Annotated in this window: 14 protein-coding genes and 2 pseudogenes; 15 read left to right on the top strand and 1 reads right to left on the bottom strand. The window is 39.0% G+C overall.

Annotated features, from left to right (window positions below):
* The first annotated feature begins 26 nt into the window (after window positions 1–26).
* The 11 genes and pseudogenes from ON006_RS29860 to ON006_RS29815 all read left to right on the top strand — a co-directional run bounded on the left by ON006_RS29860 (window position 27) and on the right by ON006_RS29815 (window position 11117).
* Complete coding sequence (locus tag ON006_RS29860; RefSeq protein WP_244822210.1) at window positions 27–1478, top strand: lipopolysaccharide biosynthesis protein; 1452 nt, start codon at window positions 27–29, stop codon at window positions 1476–1478.
* Window positions 1479–1504: 26 nt separating this feature from the next.
* Window positions 1505–2464: a glycosyltransferase family protein gene (locus ON006_RS29855; RefSeq protein ID WP_244822211.1), complete on the top strand. Its 960-nt coding sequence runs from the start codon at window positions 1505–1507 to the stop codon at window positions 2462–2464.
* Between the two features lie 643 nt (window positions 2465–3107).
* Window positions 3108–3416, top strand: a pseudogene (locus ON006_RS32385) (acyltransferase); the annotation flags it as partial.
* A gap of 141 nt (window positions 3417–3557) precedes the next feature.
* Window positions 3558–3710, top strand: a pseudogene (locus ON006_RS32380) (DapH/DapD/GlmU-related protein); the annotation flags it as partial.
* 16 nt (window positions 3711–3726) lie between these two features.
* Entirely contained in the window at window positions 3727–4620 is an 894-nt protein-coding gene (locus ON006_RS29845) for an NAD-dependent epimerase/dehydratase family protein (RefSeq protein WP_244822212.1), read from the top strand.
* Window positions 4602–5735: a glycosyltransferase family 4 protein gene (locus ON006_RS29840; RefSeq protein ID WP_244822213.1), complete on the top strand. Its 1134-nt coding sequence runs from the start codon at window positions 4602–4604 to the stop codon at window positions 5733–5735. The genes ON006_RS29845 and ON006_RS29840 overlap by 19 nt, the downstream gene beginning before the upstream one ends.
* Before the next feature lie 42 nt (window positions 5736–5777).
* Window positions 5778–6587 (top strand): glycosyltransferase family 2 protein, encoded by an 810-nt coding sequence (locus ON006_RS29835; RefSeq protein WP_244822214.1) that lies wholly within the window; start codon window positions 5778–5780, stop codon window positions 6585–6587.
* Window positions 6588–6622: 35 nt separating this feature from the next.
* Entirely contained in the window at window positions 6623–7204 is a 582-nt protein-coding gene (locus ON006_RS29830) for an acyltransferase (RefSeq protein WP_244822215.1), read from the top strand.
* A complete protein-coding gene (locus tag ON006_RS29825; protein WP_267609929.1) occupies window positions 7201–7965 on the top strand; it encodes a glycosyltransferase family 2 protein in 765 nt (254 codons plus the stop codon). The genes ON006_RS29830 and ON006_RS29825 overlap by 4 nt, the downstream gene beginning before the upstream one ends.
* 300 nt (window positions 7966–8265) lie before the next feature.
* Window positions 8266–9237: a hypothetical protein gene (locus ON006_RS29820; RefSeq protein ID WP_267609928.1), complete on the top strand. Its 972-nt coding sequence runs from the start codon at window positions 8266–8268 to the stop codon at window positions 9235–9237.
* 2 nt (window positions 9238–9239) lie between these two features.
* Window positions 9240–11117 carry a right-handed parallel beta-helix repeat-containing protein gene (locus ON006_RS29815; protein ID WP_244822218.1) on the top strand — a complete coding sequence of 626 codons (1878 nt, stop codon included), beginning with the start codon at window positions 9240–9242 and terminating at the stop codon, window positions 11115–11117.
* Window positions 11118–11125: 8 nt separating this feature from the next.
* On the opposite strand, the gene ON006_RS29810 is transcribed toward ON006_RS29815, so the two are convergent.
* On the bottom strand, window positions 11126–12553 hold the full coding sequence (locus ON006_RS29810; RefSeq protein WP_244822219.1) for a glycosyltransferase: 1428 nt from the start codon (window positions 12551–12553) through the stop codon (window positions 11126–11128).
* Between ON006_RS29810 and ON006_RS29805 the strand changes: the two genes are divergently transcribed.
* The 4 genes from ON006_RS29805 (at window position 12521) to ON006_RS29790 (ending at window position 17741) form a co-directional block, all read left to right on the top strand.
* Complete coding sequence (locus tag ON006_RS29805; protein WP_244822220.1) at window positions 12521–13651, top strand: glycosyltransferase family 4 protein; 1131 nt, start codon at window positions 12521–12523, stop codon at window positions 13649–13651. The genes ON006_RS29810 and ON006_RS29805 overlap by 33 nt on opposite strands.
* An 86-nt stretch (window positions 13652–13737) precedes the next feature.
* Complete coding sequence (locus ON006_RS29800) at window positions 13738–14823, top strand: glycosyltransferase family 4 protein (protein WP_244822221.1); 1086 nt, start codon at window positions 13738–13740, stop codon at window positions 14821–14823.
* A gap of 453 nt (window positions 14824–15276) precedes the next feature.
* Window positions 15277–16278 carry a sugar transferase gene (locus ON006_RS29795; protein ID WP_244822222.1) on the top strand — a complete coding sequence of 334 codons (1002 nt, stop codon included), beginning with the start codon at window positions 15277–15279 and terminating at the stop codon, window positions 16276–16278.
* 41 nt (window positions 16279–16319) lie between these two features.
* Window positions 16320–17741: a capsule assembly Wzi family protein gene (locus ON006_RS29790; protein WP_244822223.1), complete on the top strand. Its 1422-nt coding sequence runs from the start codon at window positions 16320–16322 to the stop codon at window positions 17739–17741.
* Window positions 17742–17799 lie beyond the last annotated feature (58 nt).

Raw genomic sequence — 17799 nt, 5'->3', positions numbered from 1 at the left:
TTTCACAAGATTAATAGAATATCAGAATGCAGGTACAGCAAGAAATAAGGAACAGCACCATTGTCGTTTTTATCAGTAAATACAGCGGAGTTTTGATTGGAATACTGATTAATTCAACACTAGCCAGACTTCTGTCTCCCAAAGAATTTGGTGTTTTGAGTGTTGTAACTGTTTTCATTACATTTTTCAATATTTTGAGCGACATAGGCCTTGGATCCGGCATTGTACAAAATCAAAATCTTACGTACCGGGACTTATCGGACATTTTCAAACTGAGTGCGATACTTAGTGTAGTTCTTGCCTTACTGTTTTGCTTATGCGCTTTCGGAATTGCTTCTTTTTACGATAATCAGGAATACATACGAATCTGCCAAATGCTTTCAGTTCATTTGTTTTTCAGCGCGCTTGCAGTAATACCACGAAATCTTTTGGTGAAAGAAAAAGCATTTAAAACGCTGGGGTTCATTGACACCAGCGTGGCATTAGTTACCGGTCTCGTTGCGATTTTGCTGGCCTGGCATCAGTTCAGCTACTACTCCATGATCTGGCGTTCCATATTTTCCAGTATCCTTGTTTTTTCCTTATACTTTACCTTTTCAAACCTGAAACTCCACAAAGGAATGGCGCTGGCGGGTGCCAGAAAGATTGCGGGGTACTCGTCTTATCAGTTTGCATTTAACTTCATCAATTACTTTTCCAGAAATCTCGACAATATTTTGATCGGTAAATTTATGGGAAATGCCAGTCTTGGGATTTATAACCAGGCTTACCAGCTCATGATCTATCCGGTTTCGTATCTCACCAACGTCATTACGCCTGTCCTCCACCCTATTCTGGCCAAATTTCAGGATAATAAGACCGTGATATTTCAGGAATATTTGAAAGTGGTCAACATACTGGCCAAACTAGGTATTCCACTTTCGTTGTTTATCTATTTTTCGGCCGAAGAAATCATTCTGATCATGTTGGGAAACCAATGGCTAGGTGTAATTCCCATTCTCAGAATTTTAAGTTTTTCAGTCTGGGTACAAATGATATTATCCAGTAGCGGTTCCATTTTTCAGGCTTCGGGTCGCACCGATCTACTGTTTCTTTCAGGAGTCTTGTCGGCGGTCATGCTGGTCTGTTCCATTTTAGTTGGTGTTTTGTATTTCAAATCCGTTGAAACTACTGCCTTGCTATTGGTAATCTCTTTCTACATCAATTTCCTGCAGGCTTTTTACTTATTGATCAAAACTGTATTGAAGTCATCGCTGCTAACCTTCGCCCAAATTTTCCTGAGACAGGTTCCACAGGCACTTATTCTGATTTTGCTTTTGCTTGCCTTTACCCATTACGACGGCAAGTTCATTCAAATCTCAATCGTTCTGTCATTGTTTATCAAACTGACTTTGTTGTCTGCCACGTTTCTCATTTTCAATTTCTCGTTCTTTGAAACATTCATAAAGCGCTATCTTACAAAATCACTCAACAGATAGTCTTCAAACCCAAATTATGACTTGCAATGGCAATTGAATTGGCCCCTATTCTCCTATTTGTTTACAATCGCCCGGACCAGACAAGAAAAACACTGGAAGCATTGGCTGACAATAGTTTAGCGGATCAATCGCAATTATTTATTTATGCAGACGGACCCAAACGTGGAACGGATACCGCGGGTCTTCAAAAAATTGAGGGTGTACGAAATGTTATCGCTGAACGGCAATGGTGTAAGCATGTGACCATCATCAAAGCAAATAGTAACAAAGGACTCGCCAATTCAATCATCGATGGAGTCACTGAAAAGATCAATGAATACGGGAAAGTGATTGTATTGGAAGATGATCTTGTTACTTCCAAAGGTTTTATAAAATTCATGAACGATGCATTGGATAAATATCAAAGCGACGAAAAGGTGATGCAGGTTTCAGGTCATCAGTTTCCATTGAATATTCCTCCAAATCACAGTTCTTTTTTTCTGCCTTTAACAACCTCATGGGGATGGGCCACTTGGAAAAGAGCTTGGGATCATTTTGACTCTGATGCCAAAGGATATGAAATTCTTAAAAAAAATAGATCTTTGGCACAACGGTTCGATCTAAACAGTGTGTATCCCTATTCGAAAATGCTTGTTAGTCAAATGGAGGGTAAAGATATCGACTCGTGGGCAATTAGATGGTATTGGGCCGTTTTCAAGGAGAATGGCATTTCACTTTTCCCTGATAAAAGTTTAGTGCAGAATATTGGTTTTGGAATACTTGCCACTCATACTTCGGGGTCAGATGCCTTTTTAATCTCGGATTTTGACAAATCTTATTTCATTTCAGATTTACCTAAACAGCCTAAAATTGAGGAGAAAAATTTCTACTCATTGAAGCAAGCATTATATAAATCTTTTTATAAATCCAGCTCCAGTATCTTAGTTAAGGCCAAAATTGGTATAAAAATGGGGCTGATTTTTTTAAAATTTACTTTACGCAACTGATATTAAATCGAAAGTTCTTAGAAGCTTCCACCGAAATATAGTAATTGTGATGACGATTAAGACATTATTTCATACATATTGAGCTAATATCTATCCTTTCGCAAAAAAGTGGCCTTCGGCTTCCATTGGTAGCCGTCCAATCTGGCCGATGCTAGTTTTGACTTTTGGGCTCCTGGAAATGATGAAATACGTGTAATAATTGGCGAAGACTCAATGATCAGCGGTAATTATTACTTCGAAACAGCGACAGGCACGATGAAGATTGGAGGCCGGGTATTTATTGGGGGCGGAGCTTTTATTTGTATAGATTATATTGAGATCGGTAGTGATGTAATGGCCTCATGGGGTTGCACTGTTGATGACAACAATTCTCATTTGCTAATATCCAACGAAAAAAAAACGATGTCCTGGATTGGAAAAAAGGTATAGAAGAAAGAAGGATCGGGAACTACAAAGACTGGAGTAATATGAAACATAAACCCGTAATTATAAAGGATATGGCTTGGATTGGCTTCAATGTGATTATCCTTAAAGGAGTTACCATCTGTATAAGTGCAGTTGTTGTCGCAGGAAGTGTGGTTGCCAAAGACCTTTCTGATTGTACAATGTTGCGATTGATTAGGCCTGCAAATGATACGAAGATATGAGTAGTATTTTGAACTTGATTAAGAAGTTGCGGTACAAGTTTACATTTGGTAAGCTTCCTAAATATTTGCATCAGACTGGCGTTGACACGATCATGCAACCTGATGGGATTAAGTTATTCTTTCACACCAAAAGGGAGGAAAGAAATTACGTAACAATAGGTAAAAAATGTATAATCAATGCAGATTTCATATTTGAAACAGAAAAAGGAAAAATCACGATCGGAGATAATGTTCACATAGGTAACGCCAGTTTTATATGCCGTACCAGCATTTCTATTGGAAACGATGTTACAATGGCTTGGGGAATTACGCTGTATGACCATAATTCCCATTCTATTCATTGGGAAGAAAGAATGAATGATAATAACCAGTGCTACAAAGATTTAACGGAGTCCCACAATAACATTCTGAACAAAGACTGGACCAATGTGGTACAAAAACCAATACAAATAGGCAACAAAGTCTGGATCGGATTTGATGCAACCATATTAAAAGGAGTGACTATCGGCGAGGGAGCAGTAGTTGGTGCCAAAAGCGTGGTTACGAAAGATGTACCTGCCTGGGCTGTGGTTGCTGGTAATCCGGCACGGATAATTAAGTTTTTAAATAAATAAAATGAAGGTTCTCATTATAGGTTCCAAGGGTTTTATTGGCGGATACGTCGTAGCGTCATTTCAAAAAACCCACTTCGAGGTCTATGAATGCGATGTGGTGGTCGACTACGAAAAATCGAACTACTACCAGATAGACTCGACTAATGCAGACTATCAGAAGATATTCCAGGACAAAGCTTTTGATGCTTGTATCAATTGTTCTGGTGCCGCAAGTGTACCGGATTCTCTCAAAAATCCATTCCGTGATTTCACGCTGAATACTTACAATGTCGTCAAACTCCTGGATGCCATCAGAACCAACCAGCCAACCTGCAAATTTATAAATTTGTCCAGCGCCGCCGTTTACGGAAACCCTGAAAGTATCCCGGTTACAGAGAATGTAAAATTGAATCCAATTTCCCCGTACGGACTCCACAAAATGCAATCTGAGCAGATTTGCCGTAGTTTCCATACGTATCATAACGTTCCAACGTGCTCACTCCGAGTTTTTTCTGCATATGGTAGTGGACTTAAAAAGCAGTTATTCTGGGACTTATATCAGAAAGCTAAAAACACAAACTACATTGAATTGTTTGGAACCGGAAAAGAAACCCGGGATTTCATTCATGTCCAAGATGTTGTTGATGCTATCACTTGCTGCCTGCATCACGCTGATTTCCAAGGAGAAAGCATCAACGTCGCCAACGGAGAAGAAATTTTGATCGAATATGCGGTCTCTACTTTTCTCTCATTTTTCCCCGAGAAAAAAACGGTATACTTCAATGGTAAAGTAAAAGCAGGCGATCCGCTTAACTGGCGTGCAGATATTTCGAAAATTCAATCTATGGGTTATAAACCTTCAATAAGTCTCTATCAAGGACTTGAACAATATTTTCAATGGAGAAGCCTACAGTAGCAAGAAAGAAGATTGGATTACTCTTTCTGTCCTCTTACAGTGAGTGGGCAGGTGGGACTATTTATATTTTGAACCTCATAAGAGCATTAAACTTTTTACGTGACGATTTAAAGCCCGAGATACTGCTGTTCCATGGTTACGGGTCGCCGATGAACGAGGTCAGGGATATCAATTATCCCTACATCTACTTTCATCAGGCTAATAGCCCCAACAAATTAATGAAAGTATGGCTTAGAGCAAAAAGGTTAATAACCCGAAAATCTGCCTTCTACAATCTTCTTCCCGAAATAGTTTATCCCTACAACCCAAAGGCCTTTCTTGGCAAAACGCCAATTCACTGGATACCAGATTTTCAGGAACGCTACCTCCCGGAAATGTTCTCCGAAGCGGAAATTGCAGAGCGAAGGAGTGCCCAATCGGCAATTGCATCCAGCGGTGAGATTGTTGTTTTCAGCAGCAACGACGCCATGAAAGACTTTAACAAATTTTATCCTGACCACCATTGTGATTTAAGACTTCTCCGTTTTGCCAGTATCCTGCCGCGATTTGATCATTTGGATATCACAGATTTGAAAACTAAATTCGATATCGGTAAAACCTACTTTATGTCCCCAAACCAGTTTTGGAAACATAAGAACCACAAGATTGTATTGGAAGCAATTGCGCTCTTAAAGGACAAAAATCTTGATTTCCAGGTGGCCTTTACGGGCAGCAATAAAGATCACCGGAATAAAGAATATTTCCAGACACTTCAACATTTTATCGAAAAGGAGCAGATTCAAAAATGGATTAGATTTCTTGGATTTATCGACCGGGCGGAACAATTGTCTTTGATGAATCATGCTACTGCTATAATTCAGCCTTCTCTGTTTGAGGGGTGGAGTACTGTTGTGGAAGACAGCAAGGCACTTAACCAATATATTATCTTGAGCGATTTGTCGGTACACAAGGAACAGGCTAATGAGAACTGTATTTTTTTTAATCCGCGATCGGCAGAACAGCTTGCATTGATAATCGAGCGATCAGTATCAATACCGCCACTCCGAAAGCAAGAAGATTATTCAAAAAATATCCAGGATTTCGCCCATACTATCATACAGGTGCTTGATCTCTGATTCTCAATCGACATAAATTACTTCGAAAATATTAGATTGACCATGCTGCAAGATCTCAAATTATCTATTATAACTGTTGTTAGAAACGGAGCGAACTCAATTGAAGGCACAATAAAAAGTATCCTTGCCCAGACCTATAAAAATATTGAATACATTATCATAGACGGCAAATCTACGGATGGTACGCTCGCAATCATTGAGCAATACCAACATCAGCTTGCCTATTGGGTCAGTGAACCAGATCGCGGGATATATGATGCAATGAACAAAGGAATAAGGGTAGCGACAGGGGATTGGCTATTATTTATTAATTCAGATGATTTCCTGACTGAAAATACGATTATTCAACAGGTGGTTCCCTATTTAATAAATTGTGAAAGCGAAGTTGCTTACGGAAAAGTTGAATTTATTTATTCCTCGGGCAAAGAGGTTTCCTATGGTCTTGATTGGAAAATTATCAAAGATAAATTTATCAACATATCCATGCGCATACCGCATCAGGCTACGTTTCATTCAAAGGCTTTGTTTATAAAAGAACAATATGATATTTCATATAAGGTACTTGGCGACTATGACTTGCTGCTCGGATATCTTAAAACGCAAGACGCGATATTTATTCCTTTGACTATTGCTAAAATGTACGAAGGGGGAATTAGTAATCAGATAAGTAAATATACGTTGTTAAAAGAAACAAGAAAAGCACAGATAAAACATAAAATCTACAAATATATTCCATCGATAGAATGGTTTGCGTATGGCGCGAAACTTATTCTGGTCAATGCTGTGATACGAATTTTTGGAACCGTTGGAAAGGACAAAATAAAATATATTAAGAAGTATATTAGTTTTTAAGCTATCTAATTCAGCCAGTCAATATACCGAGCAAAATGTCAAAACTATTAATTTATATCCCTTTTTTTTGGAACTATTTACTGATTAAACTTTGCAATGGGAAGTTCAATTCGTTCCCAAAAATATCAGGTTTTATATTCGTCAGTGGAAGAAAGGGAACTCTTGAATTTGGCGAACGCGTTGTGATAAATTCGAGTAAGTGGGCAAATCCCGTTGGACTTGCTTCGCAAACACGATTTCGGATACTGCAGGGGGCATCTATAAAAATCGGAAACAATGTGGGGATATCCAGCTCAATATTTGTTGCCCATAACAGTATTGTGATCGAAGATAATGTAAATATTGGCGGTGGTTGCCAACTTTTGGACAATGATTTTCATTCATTAGATCCCATTTTAAGGCTAAGTGAACAGGATCAAGCACATATTGCATCCTCTCCTATTCACATAAAGAACAATGCATTTATTGGCACTCAATGCATCATTCTGAAAGGTGTAACGATTGGATGTGAGAGCATTGTTGCAGCCGGGTCTATTGTAACGAAGTCAATACCAGATCGTGAAGTATGGGGCGGCAATCCCGCCCGGTTTATTCGTAGGATCAGAAAAGAGATATGAAGATGAATAAATTCCCGAAGTTTTCCATTATTACCGTTTCTTATAACTCTGAGAAGTATATTGAAGAAACGATTAAGAGTGTCATTTCACAATCATATCCCAATATTGAATACATTATAATTGATGGAGAGTCCACAGACGGGACTATTGACATTATAAAAAAATACGAATCCCAGATTACATATTGGGCAAGTGAAAAAGATCAATCCATGTATGACGCCATTAATAAAGGATTGAGAAAATGTACCGGTGATTTTATTTGGGTTATCAATTCAGATGATTATATTCCCGAACAAGATACGGTTCAAAATATCTTGATACATATACAAAAATATCCCAATGAGCTCGGTTATTACGCGGATGTATTTATCAGGGAAGGTAGCAATATTCGATTGCGTAGGAGTTTACAAGTAACCAAAAAGCAATTACTACTATCCATGCACGGAACATTTATACCTCACCCGGCTTTAATTGTAACTAGAAAAAGCCTTGATTTTGTCCATGAATATAATCTAAAATACAAATACGCTTCTGATTTTGACTATATATTCCGGCTTTTAGACTCTGGAACGCTTCGACATCTGAAAATTCCAATCAGCGTTTTTAGACGGCATACTGAGAGTATTACCTCTTCGGGCAAACTTAACTACGATAGACTTGAAATCTTACGCGACTTCGGGTACAAGAATTACAACGTACTTGACCGAAGGTTGACCTATTTATTTATTTGGATAAAGTATAAAATAATTAATTACCTATAATTCATTTTGACTAAGTTTCTAACATACGTATATATAATTAGTTTACCCTTTACCAGTGCTTTTGCACTGACGGAGGTAATAACACCATCTTTGCTTATTCTGTTAGCTTTATCCTTTTTATTCTTCATTGGTTTTATATTAAGAACAACCAGTTTTAGAATCGATTATGTTGATATCGCGGTTCTACTATTCTGGGCATCCGTGGTTATCAGCTTTTTTTTGAACTCAGGATTATTCCTTTCAGGAAAGCCCTTAAATCACATGGTCGCGTACAGCTTTGTAATTTTGGCCAACTACTATATGCTCCGAAACATTATAACGGATCAAATTGTAAAAAAGGAGATATCATTTGAAAGAATAACTTATTTACTCGGAATTGGCTTATTGATTACCTCCATTTTGGGTTTGATTGAATTCGTCGCAAAAAATATATACTTTATTGATGTAGATCAATACATTCCTCGCGTTGCAGTAGAAGGTTACAAACCATTTGCATCTGGCTTTATACGGATCCGTTCTGTCATTATTGAGTCAGGCCACTTGGCTTTTTATTACGAAATTCTTGGCCCTATTGGCCTTTATGGTTTGAGAAAGAACAGGAAGCTGTTCGTTCTTACGTTGATAACCATGCTATTTTGCTTTATTTTCTCTTTTAGTACTGCGGGGTGGGTCATTGCAGGAGGGATCTCGGCTATTATCTTAATTGGAAGAACGATCCGTAAACTATTCCAGATAAACAGAAAGATAAAAATAGTGAGAGCTATATCCATTGCAACTTTCAGCATACTCATTGTTACCGCGTCATTCTCCCTCTATAAAACCGTTGGGTCCCAAATTATTGAAGCAACCGTTTACAATAAAGTAATTGCCTCAGGATCTGCCAATGACAGATCCGAGAGAGCTGTTCAGGTAGTTGAAACGATCAATAATGCCGATGCTCTACACCTAATATTCGGCTACGGACCGGCTGCATATGATTCCCTTCGTTATGACGCGGCTGCACTGGTTTTGTATTTCACTTTTCTGCTCGAAAGTGGCGCCTTGGGTTTATCACTATTTCTCCTTTTTATTTTGTTTAATTTCATTGATATTATTTCAATTAAAGATAAAACTTTAAGAACTATTTTCCTTTGCTCATTGGTAGCAGCACTAGTGCATTTCGTATCTATTTCCAATTACTGGTATCCCTGGTTTTGGGTTTTGCTTATTCTCAGCCAAATAGCCAAATCGAAATTAGATGAAGCGCCGTTAAAGGAGACAACCACATTATAGTTATGAAAAATATCGTCTTTTTTCTGCTAGTCATATTGAATTGTTCTTTTCCAGTGAATGCTCAAAGTGGTGTTACCAAAAAAAAGCCCACAAGTAAGCCGCTCGTAGTGCGACAGTCGTCAGGATTCGTAACACCCGAAGAATTTGGCGCAAAAGTCAACGACTCACAAGATGATACCGAGTCTATTCAGCATGCGATAGATTCCGGCAAAAATGTCACTTTCGCGAACGGTCAGTATTTGGTTAAGTCTCTAAAAGGACGGTCCGGCCTCACTCTGAAAGGCAGCGGACATACTGTTTTGAAAGCTACAATAAGCGGCGATGTAATTACTTTGATAGGTGTCTCTAATGTACGTATCGAAAATCTAAGTATTGATGGTGGTGGCCAAACGATCGACAAATTTTCCGGAATTAGGGGAGTCACTGGTATCAGAGTTAACAAATCCAGTCAAATTACGCTAAAGAGTATCTACATCAGTAAATGCGGGATTATAAATCAAGAAAATCCGCAAGTTGACAATGGATTTTCCGGAATGGGCATTAGTGTCCGATGTGATTTGGGCCCCGTAAGTAATATTCTGATTGAAAATGTATATGTTGAAGATATTGCAGGTGGAGGGATGAATGGAGGTGATGGGATCTACATTGCTGGGTACAACAATGATACTTCCGTTGTTACAAAAGCGGTAACGATTAAAAAATGTTTTGTAAAAAGAGTAGGGCGGCATTGCTACACGGTTGCAGGAGGAGTAGGCAAATATTCAATGCCTACCCAGGTGACAATATTGAATTGCTCGGGTGCACAGGCGGGATTAAGTGGCGTTGATATTGAAGACGGCAGAAATGTCACCATTCAAAATTCAACGTTTATAAATTGTGGAAACTATTACAATTTTTACGACTCCAATGTATATGGTGTTACTTATCGTTTGAGGAGTGGAATCGCGACATCCAATCACTCCGAAAACATTAGACTAAGCGGTGTTACTATTTATAATTGTTATTATGGGATCAGTTTTCAAGCTACTCGCCAATTAACTGTTGATAATACAAAAGTCGGCCAGAGCGAAAGTTCCGATATCTTTCAGGGCGGCGCATCGGGCGGCACTAGCATGTTGATTTCTGACTCGCAATTTAAAACTGCAAAACCGTGCATGCAATATTATCTGCCCAAGGGTGACGCAGGTCTGATCGTTAGAAATACTTCTTTTTCGGGAGAAGTGTTGATTTCTTCCATCAAAAATGGAACTTATAGAAATTGCACATTTGGAAAAGGAATAAAATTAGTAGCTGGTTCTAAAAGCATTCAATCTGTTAATTTTGAAAATTGTACCTTTAAGGCACTTTCTGATCATGCCGTTAAAAGCGCGAATATTTCCTATCTGGCGCAGGAAATCAGTTTCATAGGTTGTAAATTCCTGGGAAATGGAAAATTCGATGGGATAAACATCCCTTATAATGGTGCAATTGATTGGATCATTTCCAAAAGCTCCTTTAATAAACTTGCAAATGGAATTATGGTGACCAATGGAAATTCAAAAAATGTCTTTAATAAAATAGAAGACTGCAGATTCTCAGAAGTAGATAATGGTATTAATATTATTCAGGGAATCACAAAAGTCTCAATAAAAGGGAATTCATTTTCTTCGGTCCGGGATTGGGCTATTCATATATCGGAGCAACCTGATTCTCAATTGATCAACAATATAATTTCAGGAAATACGGGCGGAAAACTGGTTAACAACGGCATAAGAATAGACGCAAAATCCGAGGTAATCAAGTCAAACCAGATTATAAATAACAATTTCAAATCAGCCCGAACCAAAAAGTACTCAATTTCTAATAATCAGCCTAGCACTATTTTGAAAACCAACAATTGACCTCAGACTCAATTTATCATTATTTCCAGCATTCTGTGCAAGTCTCTCTTCTGTCTTTCAGAAACCTGCTTATAGCGTTGGATTGATGACACAGTAAGCTTCATGTAAACAGCCTGATCACAAAGCTGCAAAATACGGTTCTTTATTTCCTCAATTGAGTATGGATTGGCATATAAAACAGCATCCCCACAAATTTCAGGGATTGATGTAACCGGACTAGTCAGGACGGGTGTCCCGTTTTTCATCGCATCAAGTGGAGGATAACCAAAACCCTCATTAAGTGTCATATAAATGAAAGCGTAGGCATTTTTATAAAGTTTGTGCAAAAAAGATTCACTTACATATTTGTAAAATGTGAATCGGTCCTTATTCCTTATTTTATGCAAAAATACTTCCGGATGAGTAACACCCGTGATCACGACATGCTGAGTTATTTCCGGATTATCCGTGAACAAACTATCCAAAGCGAGAACGCTCCTCATATTATTCTTTAACCACCTGTTGCCGCTTACAAGCAAAAAGTAGTTGGTCTGGTGGAAGGCTGTAACTTCCTCATCTTGTCCCAACCCTTCAAATTCAGTAACATCCGGGCTATAAAAAACTTCAATATCCCTCTTGATCTCCGGGAAGTAGGTAAATATAGAAAATTTTGTATGATCTGAAACGGTGAAAATTGTGCAGTTCCCGAAAATCTTACGGCATCTGAGGAAATCTCTTTTGACAACGTGGTCATCCAGGAGCCCCTTGAAAAAAGTTCTGAATAAGCCTTTTATATCTTTGGCCGAATGATAATGCAGATCAGACATGCGCGGCCTGATCTCAAGGTTTCGCAATCCATGCACGGTACAATAGATTTGACAATCTGACTGGAAAGCTTCATACAATCCATGCCTTATCAAGCCGAATGGCAGGGCGGAATAAAACCGCTGTATCCCATAATCTGCTATGACAACAGGAATAGTATCAACCTCAATATCAATTAATTGAACATCAAACTGTGCAATAGCCTTCTCGATTTCTGCGTCCAGCTTCTGCGCTGAACTATAAATTGCGAATAATGAAAAATCTTTCTTTTTGAAGGAGCATAAAGACAGAAAGACCTTCTTTGCGTACTTCCCGCCCCCATGAAACTCGCCATCGGCATTTGGCTGAGAAGCTATCAAATCAAATAAAAAATTCACCTTTTCTTCTTCTAGAATCGTTCTTGTAAAATGGAAACTGTGCGTCTTATGGGTAAACTTACGAAAACAGCAGCAAATCCGTTCGCTTATAATTGGAAAGTTATAAGCGATCTCCGGCCAGCTGCTCAGTGAATAAAAACAGGACTGTCTTTTAATTTTGACGGCAGATGGATATCTTTGATCCACACTGCCTGTATACAAAAAGACAAGCGGGACACATACATGACCAATAAAAAAATACTTCTCCTTGCTCACTGTGGAGAAGACTTTTATAAAGCAAGAATACCTTTCGCGAAGTTTCTGACAGAAAACGGATACAAAGTTTACGTTGTCGTTCCAGAGGATAATTATACCCAAATCATTAGAAATGAAGGCTTAGAGGTTCTCACCAGTCGTCTTGAACGGGACAACGTTAACCCTGTGGATTTGCTCAAGGCAATTTGGAATGTGCGAAAATTTATTCAACACAATGGAATAGCACTTACGCACTCGTTCAAATTCGTCCCGAATCTTATCAACGTATTCTCCAATTTATTCTCAGGAAAAAAAGTAGTGCTTCATATTGCGGGACTGGGGATAGCCTTCGCAAATAATTCCTTGAAATATACGATCATTAGAAATATTTTCAGATTGCTGTTCTTCCTGCAATTCATCAGAGCCGATCTGGTAATCATTCAAAATCCAGATGATTATGATGATTTTCTATTCAAAAGGAAATTCAGGAACAAAATCAAAGTAGTTAAAGGGAGTGGCGTGAACACAACCAAATTCTCACCGACCGAAATGCCTCAGAGAGAAAGTAAAACGCGAAAACTGACTTTTCTTTGTACTACAAGATTGATATGGGAAAAGGGAATTAGAGAAATGGTCGAAGCTTTCGAGTCATTACCCGCTTCTTTGACGCATAACATTCAGTTAAATATAATTGGTGAGCCGGACAACAAAAACCCGAGGACGGTCAGTAGAGAGTACATTGACCGTTACCATTCAAGCAACTTAATCCATTTTCTAGGACGCCAGGATAATATTCAGGAGTTTTTACAAAAATCCGATATTTTTATCCTTCCCAGTTATTATCGCGAAGGCATTCCACGAAGCATTCTAGAAGCGTTGTCATGCGGCCTTCCGGTTATCACAACGAATGTTCCAGGTTGCAACCTAACCGTGATATCTGGCAAAAATGGTTTAATTATCGAGCCAAGATCTGCAACTGAAATTGCGTCAGCGATTCGGAACATGCTTTCCAGGCAAAATGATTGGCCAGAAATGGGAGAATTCAGCAGGAAGTTAGCGATTCGCGAATTCTCCGAAAACAAGATTTTTAGTGAAATTGTTAAGTTGTATGATTTGTGACCATCCCGAAACTTAATGGTCGACATTTCAATATCAGTTGAAACCATCGTCGATTTCCCTTTATATACGTTACTCGCCATAATCTGATGAAACAAAAAAAACTTTTGTACATCCTGCACGGCGTGCAGATAGGCGGAGTTGAAGTGGCCCTCCTTTCAGCAATACCTGACTTGAACAGGAAATACGAGGTCAGGATTCTGGCCCTTGGAAAAGTAGACGATCAGATCGTCTCAAATTTGACTGAAGACGAAAAAAAAAACTTGCACTCCTTTGATTTTAAGCCATATTTCTATCCGTTTGTTATCTTCAAACTTCTCAGATTCATTTCAGATTTCAATCCGGATATCATGATTTGTTCACTCTGGCGAGCATCCTTGATTGGAACGATTGCAAAGCAAGTTCATAAAAAGATATACTTTATTTCATTTATACATAATTCTGGATTCTTCCATTACTTCGATCGATTGTTTTCGACACTAGCTATCAGCAAAGCAGACAAGGTTTTGACGGACTCCGTAGCAACGTTCAATTTTGTCCTCTCCAATTCAAAACCACAAGCTCCCGTCCAAGTCATTTCGTTTTATACAAACGCCTCTCCCGATCAAAGGGAAATTGCATCCTTGGATACAAAAGAAGTACGTTTTCTGTTCCTAGGACGACTTAACCGGGTTAAAAACCTTACACTCACGGTAGATACCATTGCATACCTTCGATCAAGGAACATGAATGTTACCTTGGACATTTATGGTAAAGACGATGGCGAGCGCCATAGTTTAGAAAAACAAATCGAAACGTTGAACCTGAGTAGTTTTATTCGTTTCAAAGGCGAAATACATGCTGCAGAAAAGTTAAAACTCTTCAAACAATATAATTTTCTAATACAACTAAGTTCGAGAGAAGGAATGGCAATGAGCGTGGCTGAGGCCATGCAAAATGGTATGGTATGTATTGTGACGCCGGTTGGTGAAATCTCAAATTACGCCAGAGACATGGAAACAGCTATTTTTATAGACGTCTCAAGCAAAGAAAAATGGAGGCAGTCACTCGATAAAATAGAGGCTGTAATCAATGATGAAGTCATCTACAACCGGATCAGCAACAATAGCTACGAAAAATTCAGAAATGTAAAAACGTATTCAGATTCATTAATTGAGGAACTAGAAACACTTTGAAACGCGAGCTGCTACTACCTTTTGCGTATACACTACACAGGCGTATCAATACCACCCCTCGAAAAATAGTTAATTGTAGCCTCTTCAAAACACGACCAATAAAATAAGTATTGTTTTTTATTTGAATTATTCAACTACCAAAATATAAAAAAAGCCAGGTTGAATGTACAGTTAGAAGTGTAACTATTCTACTCGGCAGTATCTTGCATTATACTAAAATAAGAAGCCAAATATCCCCTACGCCAAACATTGTTTCGCCTAAGCACCTCCTGCCAATCACTTGACTAATAGACCGAAAAGAAGACAACATACATCGGTTATCCATATCATTTCATTTTTTGGTGAAAAATATGATAAAAACAACATGGTTAAATTTCTTTTTTAAAACTTTATTCATAAACTTGTGATTCGTAACACACAGCTATTTTTCTTTACTATTTTTAATACACACATATGAGAAACACTTACGTCTCTGATCGCAGGTATGTCCACCGGCTTTTAAGCAAAACTGCCGTTTCAGAAGAAGTTTTAATTGTAACGAGTTATGATTATTTTCTTCAGAAATATGATCTGGCCCTGTTGCTAAAAAGGTACAAGGAAATTATCTTGATTCCTCACTCCGATGATGATGATTATCTTCTTAATCACACGGTAAGGCCACTACTTGACAAATTTGAAAAGATACACCTAGTAACGAATCCCCAGTACGATAAACGAAACAGGGTGATCTATGAGCTGGTTGTCAGAAAAAATAAGTCAATCCGAATCACCACAGTTTACGATTTTTGCGAAAGAAGCCTCAAAAAGGTATATATTCCGGACAATGTGTCAGAAATAAATCCCAATCTTCTGAACATTCCTTCTTTTGGAAGAAGAGTGAGGTATCCAAAAAAGATCATCGACATCACGATATCCATCATTCTCTTTCTCTTTACTTTCCCGCTCTGGATCCTCAGTTATTTCAGGATAAAGCTTCAATCACCCGGCCCCGTGTTCTTTTATCAGGAGCGTGTCGGTATGGACAACAAGTCCTTTCATTGCATAAAGTTTCGGTCAATGGGACTTGACGCTGAACTGAATGGTGCCTCCTTTTCCAAAAAAAATGACTCCCGAACATTCTCGTACGGTTCTTTTATGCGGCAAAGTCGCATTGATGAGCTACCTCAGCTGATCAATATTTTTAAAAGGGACATCTCACTAATAGGACCACGTCCTGAAAGACAGGTATTTACAGAAACATTTGACGAAATTATCCCGTATTACAACATGCGGCATAACATCAAGCCCGGAATCACAGGCTATGCCCAGGTGATGTATTCTTATGGTGCCGGTGTATACGACGCACGCCACAAATTGATGTATGACCTCTACTATATCAAGAATTGGAACCTGTTTCTTGAATTAAAAATAATCCTTTTGACAGCCGTTGTAATTTTTGGAAAAAAGGGACGGTAGGAGCGTTTTCCGGACATATTTGAATCATTTATAATTCCTGAATGAGGAAATATTTTTTTCTGCTGCTGTTCACGGTAACATGCTGCTGCGACGCCTATCCTCAGGATTCCACTACTTTCTTTTCCGCAACTCTATCAGGTGCGGCCTCGTCCGCTAATGTACCTTTTTGGATGAATGTGAACGAATATGGCTCCATTCCCACCAAAGGATCATTCCTGTCCGCCAGGGCCAGCATTCATAAGATATATAATCCCAACAATCCCCGTTTTTTTCAATGGAGCGGCGGAATAGAGGGCATAGTGAATGCGGGAAAAAATTCTTCCACTTTTTTCACGGACCTGTTTATCGCCGGAAAGGCGGGGCCCGTTGAACTAAGCATCGGTCAAAGAAGGGAGTTCATGGGACTAGCCGACAGCCTCCTGACCACTGGCTCCATTGCAATGTCCACCAACTATCGGCCCTATCCCAAAATTCAGATTTCTACCCCTCAATTTGTGAGTATTATACCTGGAAATGACATTATCTCGTTCAAGTTCTCATATTCAGACGGGCTGCTCGGCTCCGCTGGGGTACATTACGGCAATGTGAGTCACGTCCCGGAAATTTATATGCATCAAAAATCCCTGTATTTAAAATTAGGAAAGCGTAGTCACATGCTTAATGTATATGCGGGGTTTAACCACCAGGCGATCTGGGGTGGCGAAGATAAAATCTTCACGGGAGGCTTGAAAAAGGGCCAAGCCTATGAGTATGTCGTTTTCGGAAAACCCTGGCTGGCGAGCAGAGTAGGAAATCACCTTGGTACTATCGATGTAGCCGCAGAATGGAAGGGCCGTAAATGGATGCTCTTTTTGTACCGGCAAAGCATATACGAAGACGGCTCGCTCGCCAATCTTTCCAATATCGCGGACGGCCTGAATGGAATCCGTTTGAAAAGAAGACGTCAGAGAGAAAAAGATCCGGCTTTGAAATTAAATACAATACTATTTGAATTTGTTTACACGAAAAATCAGGGAGGATCTATTTTTGACTTCAAAACAGGCACATTTGGTCGGGATAATTATTTCAACCATTATGTCTACGACCAGGGATGGTCCTACAAAAGCCGAACACTGGGTACCCCATTAATTTCGCCTCAAAACGTTATCAGGAAAAACTTAACATCCTCAGGAACATTGTATACTACTAACAATCAAATCATTGCCTATCACTTGGGCACAGATCTTTCCTGGAAAAAGGTCTACCTCCTTTTCAAAGGAACTTACTCCATGAACTTCGGTACATATACGAGTGAATATAACCCTTACCTGCACCAGACCTCACTCCTCGTAAAGGCAGAGACGACCATTTCTGATAAGAAAAACGACCGTATAAGTTTGGTTTTGGCGGCCGATATGGGTCAATTGTATCCTAATAATGCTGCAATTATGGTAGGATGGCGGAAATCCGGTTTTATCAAATAACTTTGGTAAAATTGAGTATTAATCAACGGATGAGAAATTTCTAGAACTTCAATGCCCC

Source organism: Dyadobacter pollutisoli (assembly GCF_026625565.1).
Classification (GTDB): domain Bacteria; phylum Bacteroidota; class Bacteroidia; order Cytophagales; family Spirosomataceae; genus Dyadobacter; species Dyadobacter pollutisoli.
The sequence above is the reverse complement of the archived record's forward strand: the minus strand, read 5'-3'. Positions and strand labels throughout refer to the sequence as shown.

Coding starts and splice junctions, on each gene's coding strand:
- ON006_RS29860 (WP_244822210.1), top strand. CDS start 27: ATGCAGGTACAGCAAGAAATAAGGAACAGCACCATTGTCGTTTTTATC.
- ON006_RS29855 (WP_244822211.1), top strand. CDS start 1,505: ATGGCAATTGAATTGGCCCCTATTCTCCTATTTGTTTACAATCGCCCG.
- ON006_RS29845 (WP_244822212.1), top strand. CDS start 3,727: ATGAAGGTTCTCATTATAGGTTCCAAGGGTTTTATTGGCGGATACGTC.
- ON006_RS29840 (WP_244822213.1), top strand. CDS start 4,602: ATGGAGAAGCCTACAGTAGCAAGAAAGAAGATTGGATTACTCTTTCTG.
- ON006_RS29835 (WP_244822214.1), top strand. CDS start 5,778: ATGCTGCAAGATCTCAAATTATCTATTATAACTGTTGTTAGAAACGGA.
- ON006_RS29830 (WP_244822215.1), top strand. CDS start 6,623: ATGTCAAAACTATTAATTTATATCCCTTTTTTTTGGAACTATTTACTG.
- ON006_RS29825 (WP_267609929.1), top strand. CDS start 7,201: ATGAAGATGAATAAATTCCCGAAGTTTTCCATTATTACCGTTTCTTAT.
- ON006_RS29820 (WP_267609928.1), top strand. CDS start 8,266: ATGCTCCGAAACATTATAACGGATCAAATTGTAAAAAAGGAGATATCA.
- ON006_RS29815 (WP_244822218.1), top strand. CDS start 9,240: ATGAAAAATATCGTCTTTTTTCTGCTAGTCATATTGAATTGTTCTTTT.
- ON006_RS29805 (WP_244822220.1), top strand. CDS start 12,521: ATGACCAATAAAAAAATACTTCTCCTTGCTCACTGTGGAGAAGACTTT.
- ON006_RS29800 (WP_244822221.1), top strand. CDS start 13,738: ATGAAACAAAAAAAACTTTTGTACATCCTGCACGGCGTGCAGATAGGC.
- ON006_RS29795 (WP_244822222.1), top strand. CDS start 15,277: ATGAGAAACACTTACGTCTCTGATCGCAGGTATGTCCACCGGCTTTTA.
- ON006_RS29790 (WP_244822223.1), top strand. CDS start 16,320: ATGAGGAAATATTTTTTTCTGCTGCTGTTCACGGTAACATGCTGCTGC.